Below are 16944 nucleotides of genomic sequence, written 5' to 3' on the forward strand. Positions count from 1 at the left end.
CGCTCCGCGTCCCTCGGACGCAGGGCGTCCGTAGAGGCATTCCCACGCAGAGCGTGGGAACGATCAACTAAAAGAATTTGAGGTTTTTGAAATGAATGTTTTGATCATTGGCAGCGGTGGCCGTGAACACGCCCTGGCCTGGAAAGTCGCCCAGGACCCTCGCGTCCAGAAAGTCTTCGTCGCGCCCGGCAACGCCGGTACCGCCATTGAAGCCAAGTGCGAAAACGTCGCCATCGACGTCTTGGCCCTGGAGCAACTGGCCGACTTCGCCGAAAAGAACGTGTCCCTGACCATCGTCGGCCCTGAAGTACCGCTGGTGGCCGGCGTCGTGGACCTGTTCCGCAGCCGTGGCCTGGACTGCTTCGGCCCTACCGCTGGCGCCGCCCAGTTGGAAGGTTCGAAAGCCTTCACCAAGGATTTCCTGGCTCGCCACAAGATCCCGACTGCCGACTACCAGAACTTCACCGAGATCGAGCCCGCCCTGGCTTACCTGCGTGAGAAAGGCGCCCCTATCGTGATCAAGGCCGATGGCCTGGCCGCCGGTAAAGGCGTGATCGTGGCGATGACCCTGCAGGAAGCCGAAGACGCGGTGCGCGACATGCTCGCCGGCAATGCCTTCGGTGACGCCGGTTCGCGGGTGGTGATCGAAGAATTCCTCGATGGCGAAGAAGCCAGCTTCATCGTGATGGTCGACGGCAAGAACGTCTTGCCGATGGCCACCAGCCAGGACCACAAGCGCGTCGGCGACGGCGACACCGGCCCGAACACCGGCGGCATGGGTGCCTACTCCCCTGCCCCGGTGGTCACCGCCGACGTGCACCAGCGCGTCATGGACCTGGTGATCTGGCCGACCGTGCGCGGCATGGCCGATGAAGGCAATGTCTACACCGGCTTCCTGTACGCCGGGTTGATGATCGACAAGGCCGGCAACCCGAAAGTCATCGAGTTCAACTGCCGCTTCGGCGATCCGGAAACCCAACCGGTGATGCTGCGTCTGCAGTCGAGCCTGGTGCTGCTGGTGGAAGCCGCCCTGGCGCAAGCGCTGGACAAGGTTGAAGCCCAGTGGGATCCACGCCCAAGCGTCGGCATCGTGCTGGCCGCCGGCGGCTACCCTGCCGACTACGCCAAGGGTGACCTGATCCAGGGCCTGGACGCCGCGGCGACGCTGGAAGGCAAGGTGTTCCATGCCGGGACCGCGCTCAAGGATGGCCAGGTGGTTACCGCCGGTGGCCGCGTGCTGTGCGCCACCGCCATGGGCGCCAGTGTCGATGCCGCCCAGCAGCAAGCCTACAAGCTGGCTGCAAAAATCGACTGGCAGGGCTGTTTCTACCGCAAGGACATCGGCTATCGCGCCATTGCCCGTGAGCGGGGCGAGAGTCAGTAAACAGCTATCCGTTCGGCTAGGCAGGGGCCTTTGGCCCTTGCCGTCCCATTACGGTCCCGCGCATAGTTAACCCCGTGCATTAACCTACGAAGGGATTTCGCCGTGCGCTGGCTCAGGATCGCCATAATCTTCACGGTCAGTCTGCTGACCCTGCTCTGTCTGTTGCCGGCCCAGGCCGTTGCGCAAGGCAGCGGCTGGGCCGTATTGCTTGATGAACAGGCCGACCTGCAATTGAGCGATATTCGCTCGCCACGCTATATCAACCAATTCAGCCCTATTGAACTGGAACGGATCACCGCCGCCGAACCCAACGGTGCGCTATGGGTACGTTTCAAGCTGCAACCCGGCAAGCACGAGCAAGTGCTGCGGGTCTTCGCGCCGGACCTGGCGCATCTCAATCTGTATGTGCTGGACGGCGACACGCTGATCGAGCAGATCAACACCGGCACCCGCCAACCCCAGGCCGAACGCCCACTGCCCAGCAGCGAATTCATGCTGCCCATGCCCCAGAGCCAGAGGCCCCTGGATGTGTATGTGCGCCTGGTCTCGGAGCATGAGCTGCGGCCCTACCTGACCCTGGAACCGGCCGTGCAGGCCGCCGCCAACCAGACCCAGACCCTGGTCTACGGCCTGTTGTTCGGCTGCCTGCTGATGCTGATCCTGCACAACCTCACCCGCTACGCCTACCATCGCTCGCGCAGCAGCCTGTGGCTGGCGGCCTGCGAAGTGCTGCTGATGCTCAGCCTGTTGCTGTTGCTCAACCTGCTGGGCCCGTGGCTGCCGAACTGGCAGGCGGTGCAAACCCCGGGCGCCTACATGGCGTTGCTGCTGACCGCGCCATGCGGCCTGATGTTCGCCTACCGTTTCTTCGCGCCATTGGGCCCGCACCCGCTGAACAAGTTGCTGATGGCGGACATCCTGTTGATCGTGCTGTGCGGCCTGTTGCTGCTGTTCGTCAACACCCTGCCGCTGAATATCATCACCTACGCCCTGGTGGCGCTGGCCGGCCTGAGCATGCTGTTTGTCTCGGCCTACCACTGGCAAAAAGGCTACCGGCCGGCACGCCTGTTCCTGCTCGCCATGGTGGTGTTCAACACCGGCACGCTGATTATCCTCCCGGCCCTGCTGGGCCTGACCCTGGTGGCGCCGCAAGGCCTGATCATCACCTTGCTGGCGGTGATCTGCGTCAGCGGCCTGTTGATGAGCCAGGCCCTGGGCGAGCGCCAGCGCAGCATCGTCGAGGATCGCTTCAGCCTCAGCCGCGACCTGGCTGCCAGCAATGCCGAAATTGCGGCCAAGGCCGAGTTCCTGGCGAAGATCAGCCACGAAATCCGCACCCCCATGAACGGCGTGCTGGGCATGACCGAGTTGCTGCTGGGCACGCCGCTGTCGGTCAAGCAGCGCGACTACGTGCAGACCATCCACAGCGCCGGCAATGAACTGCTGACCCTGATCAACGAGATTCTCGACATCTCCAAGCTCGAGTCCGGGCAGATCGAACTGGACGATGTGCAGTTCGACCTCAATGCCCTGATCGAAGACTGCCTGAGTATTTTCCGCGCCAAGGCCGAGCAGCAGAACGTCGAGCTGATCAGCTTTATCCAGCCCCAGGTGCCACGGGTCATCAGTGGCGACCCGACACGCCTGCGCCAGGCCCTGTTGAGCCTGCTGGAAAACGCCCTGCAAAAGACCGACGAAGGCGAAGTGCTGATCGTGGTCGCCCTGGATGAGCGCAGCAGCAAACCGCGCCTGCGCATCGCCGTGCAAGACAGCGGCGTGCCGATGGAGGCCGCCGAGCGCGATGCCCTGCTGCACAGCGAACTGCACAGCAAGAACTTCCTCTCGGCCACGCGCCTGAGCGGCCACCTCGGCCTGGTGATCGCCCGCCAGCTGATCCTGTTGATGAATGGCGAGTTCGGCATCAAGGCGGGCAGCCAGCAAGGCAGCACCCTATGGCTGACCTTGCCCCTGGACCCGGAGCGCCTGGAACACCCGACCTCGGACCTCGACGGCCCGCTGCAAGGTGCGCGGGTGTTGGTGGTGGACGACAACGACACCTGCCGCAAGGTGCTGGTGCAGCAATGCACCGCCTGGGGCCTGAATGTCAGCGCCGTACCGTCGGGCAAGGAGGCCCTGGCCCTGCTGCGTACCAAGGCGCACCTGCGCGACTATTTCGATGTGGTGCTGCTGGACCAGAACATGCCCGGCATGACCGGCATGCAACTGGCGGCGAAGATCAAGGAAGACCCGAGCCTGAACCACGACATCCTGCTGATCATGCTCACCGGCATCAGCAATGCGCCGAGCAAGATCATCGCGCGCAACTGCGGGATCAAGCGCATCCTGGCCAAACCAGTGGCGGGCTACACCCTCAAGACCACCCTGGCCGACGAGTTGACCCAGCGCAGCAAGGGTGTGGTCCAGCCGCGCCATGCCGCGCCGAACGTCCCCGTGACCATCACCGTGCCCAGCGATTTCCGCATCCTGGTGGCCGAAGACAACAGCATCTCCACCAAAGTGATTCGCGGCATGCTCGGCAAGCTCAACCTGCAACCCGACACGGCCAGCAATGGCGAGGAAGCCTTGCAGGCGATGAAGGCCCAGCGCTATGACCTGGTGTTGATGGACTGCGAAATGCCGGTGCTCGATGGCTTCTCCGCGACCCAGCAGTTGCGGGTCTGGGAAGTCAGCAACCAGCGCACCCGCACGCCGGTGGTGGCGCTGACCGCGCACATCCTCTCGGAACACAAGGAACGCGCACGCCAGGCCGGGATGGATGGGCATATGGCCAAGCCGGTAGAACTGTCGCAACTGCGCGAGCTGGTGGAGTACTGGGTGACACAGCGCGAGCAGCCGCAGGAGCAGGCGCACACGTCCTGAATCACCACACATCCCTGTGGGGGCCAGAGCTGGTTTGGGGGAACTGGCTTGTGTGGGAGCTGGCTTGCCTGCGATGCAGGCACCCTGGTTTTCCAGTTGCACCGAGGTGATGCTATCGCAGGCAAGCCAGCTCCCACACAAGCCCACTCCCACATTGGTTCGCAGTCGCGCCTTCTGGCCCACAAGCCTGATAAACTCCCCCTCGCCCTTCCTTCGCTGTGAGCTCCCACCATGCTCCACGTGTTGTTCAGCGTTTATTTGAAGATGCTGGTGCTGTATAGCCCCTTCTTCGTCCTGTCCTGCTTTATCAGCCTGACCCGGGGCTATTCCAGCAAGGAGCGGCGACGCCTGGCCTGGAAGGTCGCCCTGGCGACGCTGGTGTCGAGCGTGTTGCTCTACCTGTTTGGCCGGGTGATTTTCAGTGTATTTGGCATCACCGTGGACGCCTTCCGCATCGGCGCCGGCAGTGTGCTGTTTATCTCCGCCCTGGGCATGGCCCAGGGCAAGTCGGCAGTGCAGACCGACAATGTGCAGCAGGACGTGACTATCGTCCCCCTGACCATCCCCTTGACCGTCGGCCCCGGCACCATCGGCGCACTGCTGGTAATGGGTGTCAGCCAGCCCCATTGGGATGACAAGCTCATGGCCATTCTCAGCATCGCCCTGGCCAGCCAGACAGTGGGCGTGGTGCTGTATCTGTCCAACCGCATCGAACGCATCCTCGGCGACCAAGGGCTGCAGATTGTCAGCCGCCTGATGGGCTTGTTCGTCTGTGCGCTGGCGGCGCAGATCATCTTTACCGGCGTACGCGGTTACCTGGTGCCCTGAGGCCCCGGTCAGATCCGGTATTGGGCGATGGCCAGCAAGACCTTGTCGCCCGCACTCTCACGCAACTGCTGGAGGGTTGCGTCGTTGACCACGGCAGGGTTGAGCATCAGGCAGGTCTGGCCGCTGTAGGCTTCGACCGTGGAGCTGTCCCATTCAAAAAACGGCACCCCCACTTTCTTGCTGACGCCCTGGGCGCTGTAGGTCACCAGCACCATCAACACCTCACCGTCGACCTCGGAACAGGACGCCAGGCCAAAGTCGCCGCCCTCATGGTTGACGATGTTGCGCTTGAACAGATCAAAGGGTGCCGACAGCTGTTTCAAGGCGTCGAAAGCATCCGCCGCCAATTTGGGCAGCACCATCGCCAGGGAGCCTGACAGAAACGTCGAGGCCACCGTGGAGGTGATGATATTCAGCGCCGCCACCTGCACGCTCAGCCCCTTCACGGAGGTGGTGACGCGCTCGAAACTGCTGCGTATCGGCAGCCACCCCAGGTTGCCCATGACCTTGATGAACTCGTCGTACCAGGCCTGCGTGCCGCGCCCCACTTTCAGCACATCACTCACGTAGCTACTGGCCAACAGGTAACTCTTGCGGGTGTATTCCTTGTTGAGGCGGCTCATGCCCGCGACAAACGAAAACACACTGTTATTGATCACCGCGCCATTCAGGTCGCCGTCAGCCTGCACCGGCGCCGGCGAACCCGCCGGCCGGCTGCTCAGCGGCAGTCGGTACGCTGCGATCAGCTTGTTCTTTTTAGCCAGATTGATTCGTTTATGTTTGCGCTCCATAACTGTTTCTCCACAAAAACCCACATGGGCTTACAAGAAACACTAGTCGCGTGATTGAACTTTTTTCAGGGGGTACGGAGAGCGTCATTTCACCGTAGGAAAAATCAGAGTTTGTTGCACCCCGCGTAAATACTGGGGATGGGGTGACGCCTGATAATCGCAGGCTTACTTTCTGCAACTGAAAGAGAGGAACCGTTAATGGCATTGCGAAATGACGCGGCAGAACACGGAGGTTTCTGTCATCAATGATTAGCCTTTTCTGACAGATTAGCGGCCCCATTGCGGGGCCGCTGCCGTTTCAGGAGGCCGGTTTCTCGCCATACCAGCGTGGCGTATACACCCACTCACCACCGCCCACCCGAGGGAACGCGCAGGTGGTGGACGAACCGATCAGCACCATGGTGCGCATGTCCACCTGGTCCGGGGTCAGTTGGCCCAGGGTGGTGGTGCGCAGCGTTTGCCCGGGGCGCCCGATATCGCGCCCCAGCACGACAGGCGTGGCGGCGAGGCGGTGCTGGGCGACGATTTCCAGGGCACGCCCCAATTGCCAGGGGCGCGAACGGGAGATGGGGTTGTAGAACGCCAAAGCCAGGTCGGCCTGGCAGGCCAGGTCCAGGCGTTTCTCGATGATGGACCAAGGCTTGAGGTTGTCCGACAGCGACATCACGCAGAAGTCATGGCCCAACGGCGCACCCGCCTGGGCCGCGGTGGCGAGGGACGCCGAGACCCCCGGCAAAATCTCCAGCTCGACCCGCTGCCAGGCCGGGTCGCTGGATTCGTGCAACGCCTCCAGCACCGCCGCAGCCATGGCGAACACCCCTGGGTCGCCGGAAGACACCACCACCACCGAACGCCCCTGGGCCGCCAGCTCGAAAGCATGCCGTGCCCGTTGCATCTCTTCGCGGTTGTCGGTGCAGTGCTGCACCTGGTCGGCGCGAAACGGCCCGGCCATGCGCACATAGGTTTCGTAACCCAGCACATCGGTACAGCGCGCCAGTTCTGCCTTGACTGCCGGCACCATCAACTCGGCTGCGCCGGGGCCCAGGCCGATCACGGCGAGACGGCCACGGGGGCGGCCCAGTTGCGCCAGGTCCACGGGCCCGGCGGCCGAGTGGATGACGATATCGGGGCCTGCCGCCAGCGCCGTAAAGCGCAGCGGCACGCCCAGTTCCAGCGCCGCCTCATGCAGTTCGCCACTGGCCATGTCGGCGTCATCGGCCAGCAGGCACGCCAGGGACTGCACGGCGATGCCGTCCTGCTGCAACGCCTGGCGCACCCGCGCGGCCAAGCCGACGCCGGGGCGGCAGGTGGCCCAAGTATTTTTCGGATAGATCAGCAGCTCATTGGCCGCCGGCACGCGCTCGGCACTGCCGACATGAATGCTCAGGCGCGCCTGCTGGTCCTGCGGCAGGTTGGCCTGCTCCAGCCATGGTGCGGCGCCTTCAATGCGCACCTGTTCGCCGGCCAGCAGGTCCGAGACAAAACGCTTGCCCAGCTCAAGGTCCGCCAACTGATAACCCTGGGGCGGGTTGAGCAGGCAGGTGCCAAAGCGCAGTTCACCACTGGTGGTAATCGCAGCCGCCACCCCCAGGGCCGCCGCGATTTCCCGCGCCATGATATTCACCCCGCCCAGGCCGCCGAGCAACGGTACCACCGCGCTGCCGTCTTCAGCGACGGCCAGCACCGCCGGTTCTTCGCCTTTCTCCAGCAACAGCGCCGCCAAGGTGCGGATCACAATCCCGGCCGCGCACAGGGCAATGATCGGCGTGCCCTGTTGATACAACTGGCGCACGGTCGCGCCAAATTCGCTGTAGGTCTGGTCGGCGCCCTCCACCCGGCCGGCCAGGCAGTGGATCAAGGCGCCGGGGTACACCTGCTGGATGCTGCGCGCGGTGGCGAGGCTGCCCTGGCCGAGAATGACGATCGCCGGCATCATCACCCTTGCCACCTTTCGCCCGGCACGATGATCAACGAGAAATATGGCGAAGACATGGGCTCCACCTGATCCAGCGCGACGATTTTCTGGTTGGCCATGGTGGCGCGCTCCACATACAGCGCACGCCCGGCCAGCCCCAGCTCCTCCAGCACCTGGCGCACCTTGGTGAAGTTGCGTCCCAGCTTCATGATCACCGCCGCATCGGCATCCGCCAGGCGGCGCTTGAGTTCGTCGTGGGGCAGCACCCCGGACAATACCGACAGGCTCTGGTTGCGATACACCAACGGCGCACCCAGCACCGAGGCACCGCCGAGCATCGAGCACACGCCGGGGATGACTTGGGCGTCATAGCGCTCGGCGAGGCGGTCATGCAGGTACATGTAGGAGCCGTAGAAGAACGGGTCGCCTTCGCAGATCACCGCCACATCGCGCCCGGCATCCAGATGCGCGGCCACATCAACACTGGCCGCGTCGTAGAAATCGCTGATCACCTGTTCATAGGACAGCGGCGCCGGCAAGGCTTCGGTGGTCACCGGGTACACCAGCGGCATCAGCGTCTGCTGGGGCACCAGGTGTTCTTCGATAATGCCGAACGCATTGCCCTTTTTGCCCTTGGCGACGAAGTACGCCACCACCGGCGATTCGCGCAGCAGGCGCAGGGCCTTGAGGGTAATCAGTTCCGGGTCGCCGGGGCCGACGCCCAGGCCGATCAATCGTCCACGTGCTTGCATCATTCGACCTCCGTGGCCAGGGCGTTGACCGCTGCGGCGGCCATCGCACTGCCGCCCAGGCGGCCTTGCATGATCACAAACGGCACGCCACGGCTGTCTGCGGCGAGCATCGCCTTGGACTCGGCGGCGCCGACAAAACCCACCGGGAAACCGAGGATCAGCGCCGGCTTGGGGGCGCCGGCGTCGAGCATTTCCAACAGATAGAACAAAGCAGTCGGCGCGTTGCCGATCACCACCACACTGCCTGCCAGGTGCGGGCGCCACAGTTCCAGGGCGGCAGCAGAACGGGTGTTACCCAGCTCCCGCGCCAGCTCCGGCACGCTATCGTCACGCAAGGTGCAGATCACTGGGTTATTGGCAGGCAGGCGCGCACGGGTCACGCCTTCGGAGACCATCCGCGCATCGCACAGGATCGGCGCACCGGCGGCCAGGGCCTCACGGCCGGCTTTGCCCGCGCCTTCAGAAAACTGCAAACCGTCGATAGCCTCGACCATGCCGCAGGCGTGAATCACCCGCACGGCGAGTTTTTCCAGGTCGGCCGGGATGCGATCCAGCTTGGCCTCTGCGCGAATGATCGCAAAGGAGTTGCGATAGATCTCCTGACCGTCGCGGATGTAATCAATCATCGGTGTTGCTCCGTGGACGGGCACGCAACACGGCGCCCGCCGCTTCAATAGAAAGGTTGTGCGCGTGCAGGCGGCCGAAACCCGGCTGGCCTGCATCGCGAAAATAGAGGTCGTAGTGCCCGGTGCCCACTGCCAGCAGGGTGACCGGGGCAATGTGTGCCGCAGCGCAGGTGCGTGGGCAGCCAGACAGGTGCACATCAAGGCCATGGTCCTGGAGCAGCGTGGCCAGGTGCAGGGCGTCGGCCTTGGTGTCGGCCTGGGCCTTGGCGCAGCCGCTGGAACCGGTGCAGGCAATCAGCCGCGCCAGGGCCTGGTCGGCGGAACAGAGGAAGCCCAATTGCGCCAGGCCCGCCGTCACGCGCACGGCGGCGTCCGGGGCCAGGTTGGGCAGCAGCAGGCCTTGCCACGGGGTGAAGCGCAATGTGCCGTCGCCCTGTTCGAGGGCCAGTTGCGCGGCGCCACGCAGCATGCTCGAGTCCAGGCGTCCTAATGGCGTGACCGCCGCCACATAGACCTGCTGCGGTTGGCGCTGTGGATAAGTGCCCAGGCGCAAACTGCTCGGGTTGGCGCGGCGACGATAGCCATCGGCGGGCAGTAACGGCAGGCGCAAGCGCCCGACGAAGTTATCCACAGACGTGTGTGTCAGCAGGTCGCGCATGCGGTTCTGGTCGGGTCGGGCCAGTTCAAGAAACAGTTCCAACACCGCCACGACCAGCTCATGGCCTTGCTCCAGGGGTACGGCGCCCAGCGGCCTGTCATGCCCCGGGCAACCGGCCAGGCCGAATGCCAACAAGGTCTGGCCCTGCGCTGGGTAAGCCGATAACCACAGGTCGTGATGATGTTCGAGCATCGCCAGGGCTTCGCCGCCATCCAGTTGCACGGCGAACTTGGCCGACAACTCATGGAACCGTGGATGGGTTTGCAGGGTGGCGAGAATCTGCTCCGCCAGGGGCCGGGTGTCCAGCAGCATGTCGCGGTCGATGCCCGCGCCGGGGCTGAGCATCACATTGCGCACATCATCGCCCGCAGCGGTGGTCGGGCCCAGGCCTGCGGCCAGCAGGTGCGCGATCAAACCCTCGTGCTCCAGGCCAATGCCGCGGATCTGCAGGTTGGCGCGGTTGGTCGCCTCGATCACCCCGCCGGCGTAGGTCTGCGCGGCGTGTGCCACGGCCAGCGCCTGCGCGGCGGTGATGACCCCACCGGCCAGTTTGATCCGGCAAATCCCGCCATCCAATGCCTGGACAATACGCAGCAACCCCGGACAACCCGAGGGACGTTTGCTGGCGGACAGAGGAAGTGGCTTCACGGGGGCTACCGGTTCACGGGTAAAGGCGCGGTATTATGCCTGCTTTGTCCGGCAGCATGAAAAGCCTGCCCGTCGGATGTCGTTCAAGGAATCAATATGTCGCCCTGGCTGACAGTAGTAGGCATTGGTGAAGATGGCTTCAAGGGCCTGGGCAGGAATGCCCGGCATGCTCTGTTGCGCGCCTCTCGTATCATTGGCGGCCAGCGCCAGCTGGATTTGCTGCCGGTGTGCATCCGCGGCGAACGCGAGCTGTGGCCCCGCCCGTTTTCCCTGGAGCCGTTGCTGGCACGGCGCTTTGAACCGGTGTGCGTACTGGCCAGTGGCGACCCGATGTTCTACGGCGTCGGCGCCAGCCTGGCGCGGCAAGTGGCGGCGGATGAGCTGTTGATCCTGCCGGCGCCTTCGTCGGTGTCACTGGCGGCGGCGCGCCTGGGCTGGCCGTTGCAGGACGTGGTGACACTGTCGGTGGTCGCCCGCCCGGTGGCCGCGCTCAATGCTCATCTGGCCAGCGGCGTGCGCTTGCTGGTGTTGAGCAACGACGGCCAGAGCCCGACGGCCATCGCCGCGTTGCTGCGCGCCAGCGGGTTTGGCCCGAGCCGCCTGAGTGTGTTTGAACACCTCGGTGGCGCGGCCGAACGGCGTATCGATGGCCACGCCGAAAGCTGGCAAGACCCAGCCATTGCCGCGCTGAACCTGGTCGCCATCGACTGCCTCGCCGACGCCAATACCCCACGCCTGTCGCGCCTGGCCGGCCTGCCGGACTCAGCGTTCAAGCATGACGGCCAACTGACCAAGCGCGATGTGCGGGCGATGACCCTCGCGCGCCTCGCCCCCACCCCTGGCGAATTGCTGTGGGACGTCGGCGCCGGCAGCGGCTCCATCGGCATCGAGTGGATGCGCGCCCATCCCAGCTGCCGCGCCCTGGCGATTGAAGCCGACGCCGGCCGCCAGCAACTGATCGAACATAACCGCGATGCCCTCGGCGTGCCTGGCCTGCAATTGATTCGCGGCAGCGCGCCCCAGGCCCTGGCAGGGCTGGAAGCGCCTGATGCGATTTTCATCGGTGGCGGCGTGACCCGCGACGGCGTGCTCGACACCTGCTGGCAACACCTGCGCCCCGGTGGGCGGCTGGTGGCCAATGCCGTGACCCTGCAAAGCGAAATGACCCTGATGGCCTGGCGCGCGCAACACGGCGGCGAGTTGACCCGCATCCACGTGGCCCAGGCCCAGCCCCTGGGCGACTTCGATACCTGGCGCCAGGCGCTGCCCATCACCTTGCTTGAAGTGCTCAAGCCGCTATGAAGCGCATCCTGCTGCTGGGCGGCGTGACGGAAGCCCTGGCCATCGCCCGCACCCTGGGGCCCCAGCATATCTACAGCCTGGCCGGGATTGGCCGGGTGCCCACTGACCTGAGGTGCCAGGTGCGCGTCGGTGGTTACGGCGGTGCCGAGGGCTTGGCGCAGTTTATTCGCGAACAGGGCATCGACCTGCTGCTGGACGCCACCCATCCCTACGCCGCACAAATCAGCGCCAACGCCGCCCAGGCCGCGCGCTTGTGCACGATCCCCTGCTGGGCCCTGCGCCGTCCCGCCTGGCAGCCACAACCGGGTGATGACTGGCGTGAAGTCAGTGACTGGAGCGAACTGATCGAGGCATTGAAACCCTTCCAGCGCCCACTGTTCACCCTCGGCCGCGAACCACTGCAACACCTCGATGAAATCCCCGCCGGGCAGTTCTGGACCTTGCGCGTACTGGACGTCTACCCCGGCAACGAACGCTGCGAAGTGATCGGCGCCCGTGGGCCGTTTTTGATCGAGGATGAACGGGCGTTGTTCGAACGACGGCGGATTGATGTGCTGATCAGCAAGAACAGCGGCAGCAGCGCCACCGAACCCAAGCTGGAGGTGGCCCGCGAGCGCGGCATACCGGTGGTGGTTTTGCAGCGGCCGGTGTTGGCGGGGGTGGATCGGGAGTTTTTGACGCCCCAAGAAACACTCACAGCGTTGGCAAGTTTCACTCAATAAGTCAGGATCGCCCGCTTGCTTGACAAGTAACCTATTTGTTACCTTCGAGGCGGGCGATGATTGAGATCGAAGAATATAAACGCAGCGGCCAAACCAGCCCATTCAAACAATGGTTTCTATCCCTGAGTGTCCAGGCACGCCTTAAAGTATCAACATCATTGCTTCGGCTGGAAATGGGCAACACCAGCAATATCAAGTGGTTCGATGGAATGGGCGAGTATCGGATCGACTGGGGCCCGGGGTATCGAATTTATTTGGTACGGGAGGGCCTGCGACTCATCATCCTGTTCGGCGGCGGTGACAAATCCAGTCAGAAAAAAGATATCAAAACTGCAAAGTCGCTGATCCGCGATTATCAACGCGACAAAAAACTGGAACAAAAGAGGTAGCCAGCATGGCACTTACCCGTAGTTATAAACTTACGATTGCCGAAGCCGCCCAGCGCGACCCAGAGTTTGCCCAGGCACTTCTCGACGAGGCTGCTACGCTATTTCTCAACGGCGAACCAGAATTATCCCGCATCATTCTGCGCGACCTGGTCAACGCCACTGTCGGTTTTGAGAGTTTGGCGAAGGAGACGGCCAAACCGAGCAAAAGCTTGCATCGTATGCTTTCGGCTCATGGCAACCCAAGCATGGATAACCTGGCTGCAATCTTTGCGGTACTCCGAAAGGGACTTGGGGTCGATATGCAGGTTCATGGCGTTCCCGTCGCATAACCTGACATCACTGCGACACCAAACCACACCAGCAACTTTTACTTATGCCCCCCGATCAGGCTAAATACCCACTTGATCGCTTAACCCTACGGATTGTCCGCCATGGCCCGTCAACGCTTTGCATTTGCCTGGATCGCCTGCCTTGCAGTGCTGTTCAATGCGTTTGCCATGCCATTGGCCGGGGCAATGCAACAGGGTAAAAGCCCTGCCGAGCAATTGCTGTGGGGCAGTTTCTGTTCGTCCAATGGCAGCAAGCTGGTGGCGATGTCCCTGGGCACGCTGGATATACCGGCGCCGCAGCAGGACGAACATTCCAGCATGCAGCATTGCTGGTGCTGTTCGGGCTCGGCGCCGTTGGTGGCGCTGCCGGGGCATGTGCCGCAGTTGTATCTCACACGAATCGACCCGGCGCCTGGCCTGCCATCGCCTGCCCTGCAAGCCCCGACTCCGCGCCAGCAATGGCCGAGCCTCAGCCCCCGCGCCTCTCCTACCGTTTGATCACTTCGCAATTGAACTGCGTTTGAATCGTTCTGGAGAACTGCCATGCTCAAATCTTCCCTGCTTCTGGCGGCCTTGCTGCTGCCTGTGTTCAGTGCTGCCAATGCCGATGACTACAAGGCCGGCGACCTGCTGGTGAGCGACCCCTGGTCACAGGAATTGCCGCCCAATGCGCCGACGGTAGCCGCCTACTTTGTGATCCATAACCAGGGTGAAGCCCCGGACCGCTTGCTCAGTGTCGACACCCCAGTGGCGGCCAAGGCCGAGCTGCACGAGCATGTGATGCACGGCGACCTGATGAAGATGCAGCAGGTGCCCAGCGTGGCCGTGCCGTCCAAGGGCGAGCTGACCTTTGCGCCGATGGCCTATCACGTGATGCTCCTGGATCTTAAAGATCGCAGCCAGTTGCGCGACGGCCAGCACTTCCCGCTGACCTTGAACTTCGAAAAGGCCGGGCCGGTAAAAGTGCAAGTCTCGGTGCAAAAAGTACCGCCGATGGCCGAGCACGGGCACAAGCACGCCCATTAACCAGCCCAGGCCGCTCCCCATGGGTGCTCGCGCCAACAGGTCGACCACGCGCCGCCGCCAGCCTTTGAGGTTGGCGGGCGGCAGTTGGATCAGCCTGTTCGCCATGCTGATGATCTTTATCGGACCGCTGATTTCCCAAGCGATGCCGATGGATCATCACGCCGGCATGTCCATGCAGATGTCCATGGACGACACCTGCCATGCCGCGCCCCAGCACCCGGCCGAGCACACCAAGGCCCCCGCCGCCGACCACGTGATGTGGGAGAAATGCGGCTATTGCAGCCTGTTGTTCAGTTGCCCGGCCCTGCCTGGCAGCGTGTCATTCGTGGCCCTCGGCAGCCCGCCGCCGGCCACTGGCCTGATCCCCGCACCGCGCCTGGGCCATGCCCGGCAGAGCATTTTCCCCGGCGCCCGCAGCCGCGCCCCGCCCAGCCAGTCGTAGACCGCCAATAACACACAACTTCGCACGGCCGCCTTCACACAGACAGCCGCAGGCTGCTGGCCGTGTTGTTTACGACTGCTTGATGGAATTTTTATGTCCAGGTTTCCTGCTGACACCCGTATGGGACGTACCCCTGTGCTCGCCGTTTTGTGCGGCGCACTGTTGGCGCCACAGGCGTATGCCGACGAACACGCCGAGCACCACAATGAGCTGAGCCCGACAGTGATTACCGGCGTCGCCCCCAGCTCCCCCCTGACCATCGTCACCAACCCCAAGAACCCGCGCCAGCCAGTGCCGGCCAGTGATGGCGGTGACTACCTCAAGACCATCCCCGGCTTTGCCCTGGTGCGCAATGGCGGCACCAATGGCGACCCGGTGCTGCGCGGCATGTTCGGCTCGCGCCTGAATATCCTCACCAACGGCAGCATGATGCTCGGCGCCTGCCCTGGCCGCATGGACGCACCCACCTCCTATATCTCGCCGGAAACCTACGACAAGCTGACCGTGATCAAAGGCCCGCAAACCGTGCTCTGGGGCCCGGGCGCCTCGGCCGGTACGGTGCTGTTCGACCGTGAGCCGGAGCAGTTCGGCGAGTTGGGCACCCGAGTCAATGCGAGCATCCTCGCCGGCTCCAACGGTCGCTTCGACAAAGTCGTGGATGCCGCCGCCGGCGGTTCACTGGGCTACATTCGCGTGATCGGCAACCAGGCTCACTCCGACGATTACAAGGACGGCAACAACGACACCGTCGCCTCGCGCTACGACAAATGGAACGGCGACGTCGCCCTCGGCTGGACCCCGGACGCCGACACCCTGCTGGAGCTCACCGCCGGCCGTGGCGATGGCGAAGCGCGTTACGCCGGGCGCGGCATGGACGGCTCGCAGTTCCTGCGCGAAAGCCTCGGCCTGCGTTTCGAGAAATCCAACATCGGCGAGGTGCTGGACAAGGTCGAAGCGCAGGTCTACTACAACTACGCCGACCACGTGATGGACAACTACAGCCTGCGCACGCCGTCGGGCACCGGGATGATGGCCGGACCCATGGCTTCCAACGTCGACCGCCGTACCCTCGGCGCGCGGATCAAGGCCACCTGGCACTGGGCCGATGTGCAACTGATCAGCGGTATCGACGCACAGACCAACGAACATCGCCAGCGCAGCAGCGCCGGGGTCGACACCTACAAGAACCTGCCGCGCAACAAGGACGCCGACTTCCATAACTACGGGGTGTTTGGCGAGTTGACCTGGTACGCCGCCGACAATGACCGGCTGATCACTGGCGCCCGCCTGGATCGCGCCTCGGCCAAGGATTACCGCCAGCGCACCGGCAGCGGCATGATGAGCCGCGCCAACCCGACCGCCGGCGATACCCGCGCCGACACTCTGCCGTCCGGTTTCGTACGTTATGAACATGACTTGGCCGACAGCCCGACGACCCTCTACGCCGGCCTCGGCCACGCCGAACGCTTCCCGGACTACTGGGAGCTGTTCTCCCCCGGCAAAGGCCCAGCGGGTTCGCTGAATGCCTTTGATGCAGTCAAACCAGAGAAAACCACCCAACTGGACTTCGGCCTGCAATACAAAACCGCTGACTTGGAAGCCTGGGCCTCCGGGTATGTCGGCCAGGTGCGCGACTACATCCTGTTCAACTACACCCCGGGGATGATGGGCATGACCTCCCAGGCGCAGAACATCGACGCGCGGATCATGGGCGGTGAATTGGGCGCAGCCTACAAGCTGACGGCCAATTGGAAAGCCGATGCCACCCTGGCCTACGCCTGGGGCAAAAACAGCAGTGACGGCAAGGCCCTGCCACAAATGCCGCCATTGGACGCGCGCTTCGGCCTGACCTACAGCGAAGACGACTGGAGCGCCGGCGCCTTGTGGCGCGTGGTGGCGGCACAAAACCGCATCGACCAGAACAAGGGCAACGTGGTCGGCAAGGACTTCGCCAAGAGCGGTGGCTTTGGCGTGTTCTCCCTCAATGCGGCGTACCGCATCAACAAGAACTTCAAGGTCAGCACCGGCGTCGACAACCTGTTTGGCAAGGCCTATGCCGAACACTTGAACCTGGCCGGCAACGCTGGCTTCGGCTACCCGGCCAACGACCCGCAAGCCATCAATGAACCAGGGCGCACGCTCTGGACCAAGGTGGATATGAGCTTCTAACAGGTGGCTTTGTGTAGGAGCGAGCTTGCTCGCTCCTACACAGGCCCGTACCTCCAGACCTACCTATAAATAAAAAACCTTGC

The 16944-nt window shown here is 63.6% G+C and carries 16 protein-coding genes; 11 read left to right on the forward strand and 5 right to left on the reverse strand.

Translation table 11 applies throughout. The features are described from left to right. Positions 1–91 precede the first annotated feature (91 nt). The 3 genes from purD (at position 92) to JFT44_RS05735 (ending at position 5092) form a co-directional block, all read left to right on the forward strand. Positions 92–1384 (forward strand): phosphoribosylamine--glycine ligase, encoded by a 1293-nt coding sequence (purD, locus tag JFT44_RS05725; protein WP_057437548.1) that lies wholly within the window; start codon positions 92–94, stop codon positions 1382–1384. 102 nt (positions 1385–1486) lie between these two features. Next, positions 1487–4264, forward strand: a complete 2778-nt coding sequence (locus JFT44_RS05730) for a hybrid sensor histidine kinase/response regulator (RefSeq protein WP_198830432.1) — start codon at positions 1487–1489, stop codon at positions 4262–4264. Between the two features lie 231 nt (positions 4265–4495). Continuing rightward, entirely contained in the window at positions 4496–5092 is a 597-nt protein-coding gene (locus JFT44_RS05735; protein ID WP_198830433.1) for a MarC family protein, read from the forward strand. A gap of 8 nt (positions 5093–5100) precedes the next feature. On the opposite strand, the gene JFT44_RS05740 is transcribed toward JFT44_RS05735, so the two are convergent. From JFT44_RS05740 to cobG, 5 genes are all read right to left on the reverse strand, one after another. Continuing rightward, the gene (locus JFT44_RS05740; protein ID WP_120731444.1) at positions 5101–5883 is read right to left on the reverse strand and encodes a hypothetical protein; all 783 of its coding nucleotides are present in this window, start codon (positions 5881–5883) and stop codon (positions 5101–5103) included. A gap of 298 nt (positions 5884–6181) precedes the next feature. After that, positions 6182–7819, reverse strand: coding sequence for a precorrin-3B C(17)-methyltransferase (gene cobJ / locus JFT44_RS05745; protein WP_198830434.1), 1638 nt, complete (start codon positions 7817–7819; stop codon positions 6182–6184). Then, positions 7819–8553: a precorrin-2 C(20)-methyltransferase gene (locus tag JFT44_RS05750; RefSeq protein WP_370694595.1), complete on the reverse strand. Its 735-nt coding sequence runs from the start codon at positions 8551–8553 to the stop codon at positions 7819–7821. Before JFT44_RS05750 ends, cobJ begins: the two co-directional genes overlap by 1 nt. Next, positions 8550–9176, reverse strand: a complete 627-nt coding sequence (locus JFT44_RS05755) for a precorrin-8X methylmutase (RefSeq protein ID WP_057437540.1) — start codon at positions 9174–9176, stop codon at positions 8550–8552. The genes JFT44_RS05750 and JFT44_RS05755 overlap by 4 nt, the downstream gene beginning before the upstream one ends. Then, the gene (cobG, locus tag JFT44_RS05760; protein ID WP_198830478.1) at positions 9169–10467 is read right to left on the reverse strand and encodes a precorrin-3B synthase; all 1299 of its coding nucleotides are present in this window, start codon (positions 10465–10467) and stop codon (positions 9169–9171) included. Before cobG ends, JFT44_RS05755 begins: the two co-directional genes overlap by 8 nt. A gap of 111 nt (positions 10468–10578) precedes the next feature. Here cobG and cbiE point away from each other — a divergent pair, with 111 nt between their 5' ends. From cbiE to JFT44_RS05800, 8 genes are all read left to right on the forward strand, one after another. Then, a complete protein-coding gene (gene cbiE, locus JFT44_RS05765) occupies positions 10579–11784 on the forward strand; it encodes a precorrin-6y C5,15-methyltransferase (decarboxylating) subunit CbiE (RefSeq protein WP_198830435.1) in 1206 nt (401 codons plus the stop codon). After that, the gene (locus JFT44_RS05770; RefSeq protein WP_198830436.1) at positions 11781–12506 is read left to right on the forward strand and encodes a cobalt-precorrin-6A reductase; all 726 of its coding nucleotides are present in this window, start codon (positions 11781–11783) and stop codon (positions 12504–12506) included. The genes cbiE and JFT44_RS05770 overlap by 4 nt, the downstream gene beginning before the upstream one ends. Before the next feature lie 56 nt (positions 12507–12562). Next, positions 12563–12895: a type II toxin-antitoxin system RelE/ParE family toxin gene (locus JFT44_RS05775; protein WP_057958201.1), complete on the forward strand. Its 333-nt coding sequence runs from the start codon at positions 12563–12565 to the stop codon at positions 12893–12895. 5 nt (positions 12896–12900) lie between these two features. Further along, positions 12901–13224, forward strand: coding sequence for a DNA-binding protein (locus JFT44_RS05780; RefSeq protein WP_057958200.1), 324 nt, complete (start codon positions 12901–12903; stop codon positions 13222–13224). A gap of 102 nt (positions 13225–13326) precedes the next feature. Continuing rightward, positions 13327–13722, forward strand: a complete 396-nt coding sequence (locus JFT44_RS05785) for a DUF2946 domain-containing protein (protein WP_057437532.1) — start codon at positions 13327–13329, stop codon at positions 13720–13722. A gap of 45 nt (positions 13723–13767) precedes the next feature. Beyond that, positions 13768–14250: a copper chaperone PCu(A)C gene (locus JFT44_RS05790; RefSeq protein ID WP_057958199.1), complete on the forward strand. Its 483-nt coding sequence runs from the start codon at positions 13768–13770 to the stop codon at positions 14248–14250. A gap of 19 nt (positions 14251–14269) precedes the next feature. After that, on the forward strand, positions 14270–14692 hold the full coding sequence (locus tag JFT44_RS05795; RefSeq protein WP_128593122.1) for a DUF2946 domain-containing protein: 423 nt from the start codon (positions 14270–14272) through the stop codon (positions 14690–14692). 93 nt (positions 14693–14785) lie between these two features. Continuing rightward, the gene (locus JFT44_RS05800; protein WP_198830437.1) at positions 14786–16861 is read left to right on the forward strand and encodes a TonB-dependent copper receptor; all 2076 of its coding nucleotides are present in this window, start codon (positions 14786–14788) and stop codon (positions 16859–16861) included. Positions 16862–16944: the final 83 nt, after the last annotated feature.

It is taken from the genome of Pseudomonas sp. MF5691, assembly GCF_016405645.1.
GTDB lineage: Bacteria > Pseudomonadota > Gammaproteobacteria > Pseudomonadales > Pseudomonadaceae > Aquipseudomonas > Aquipseudomonas shahriarae.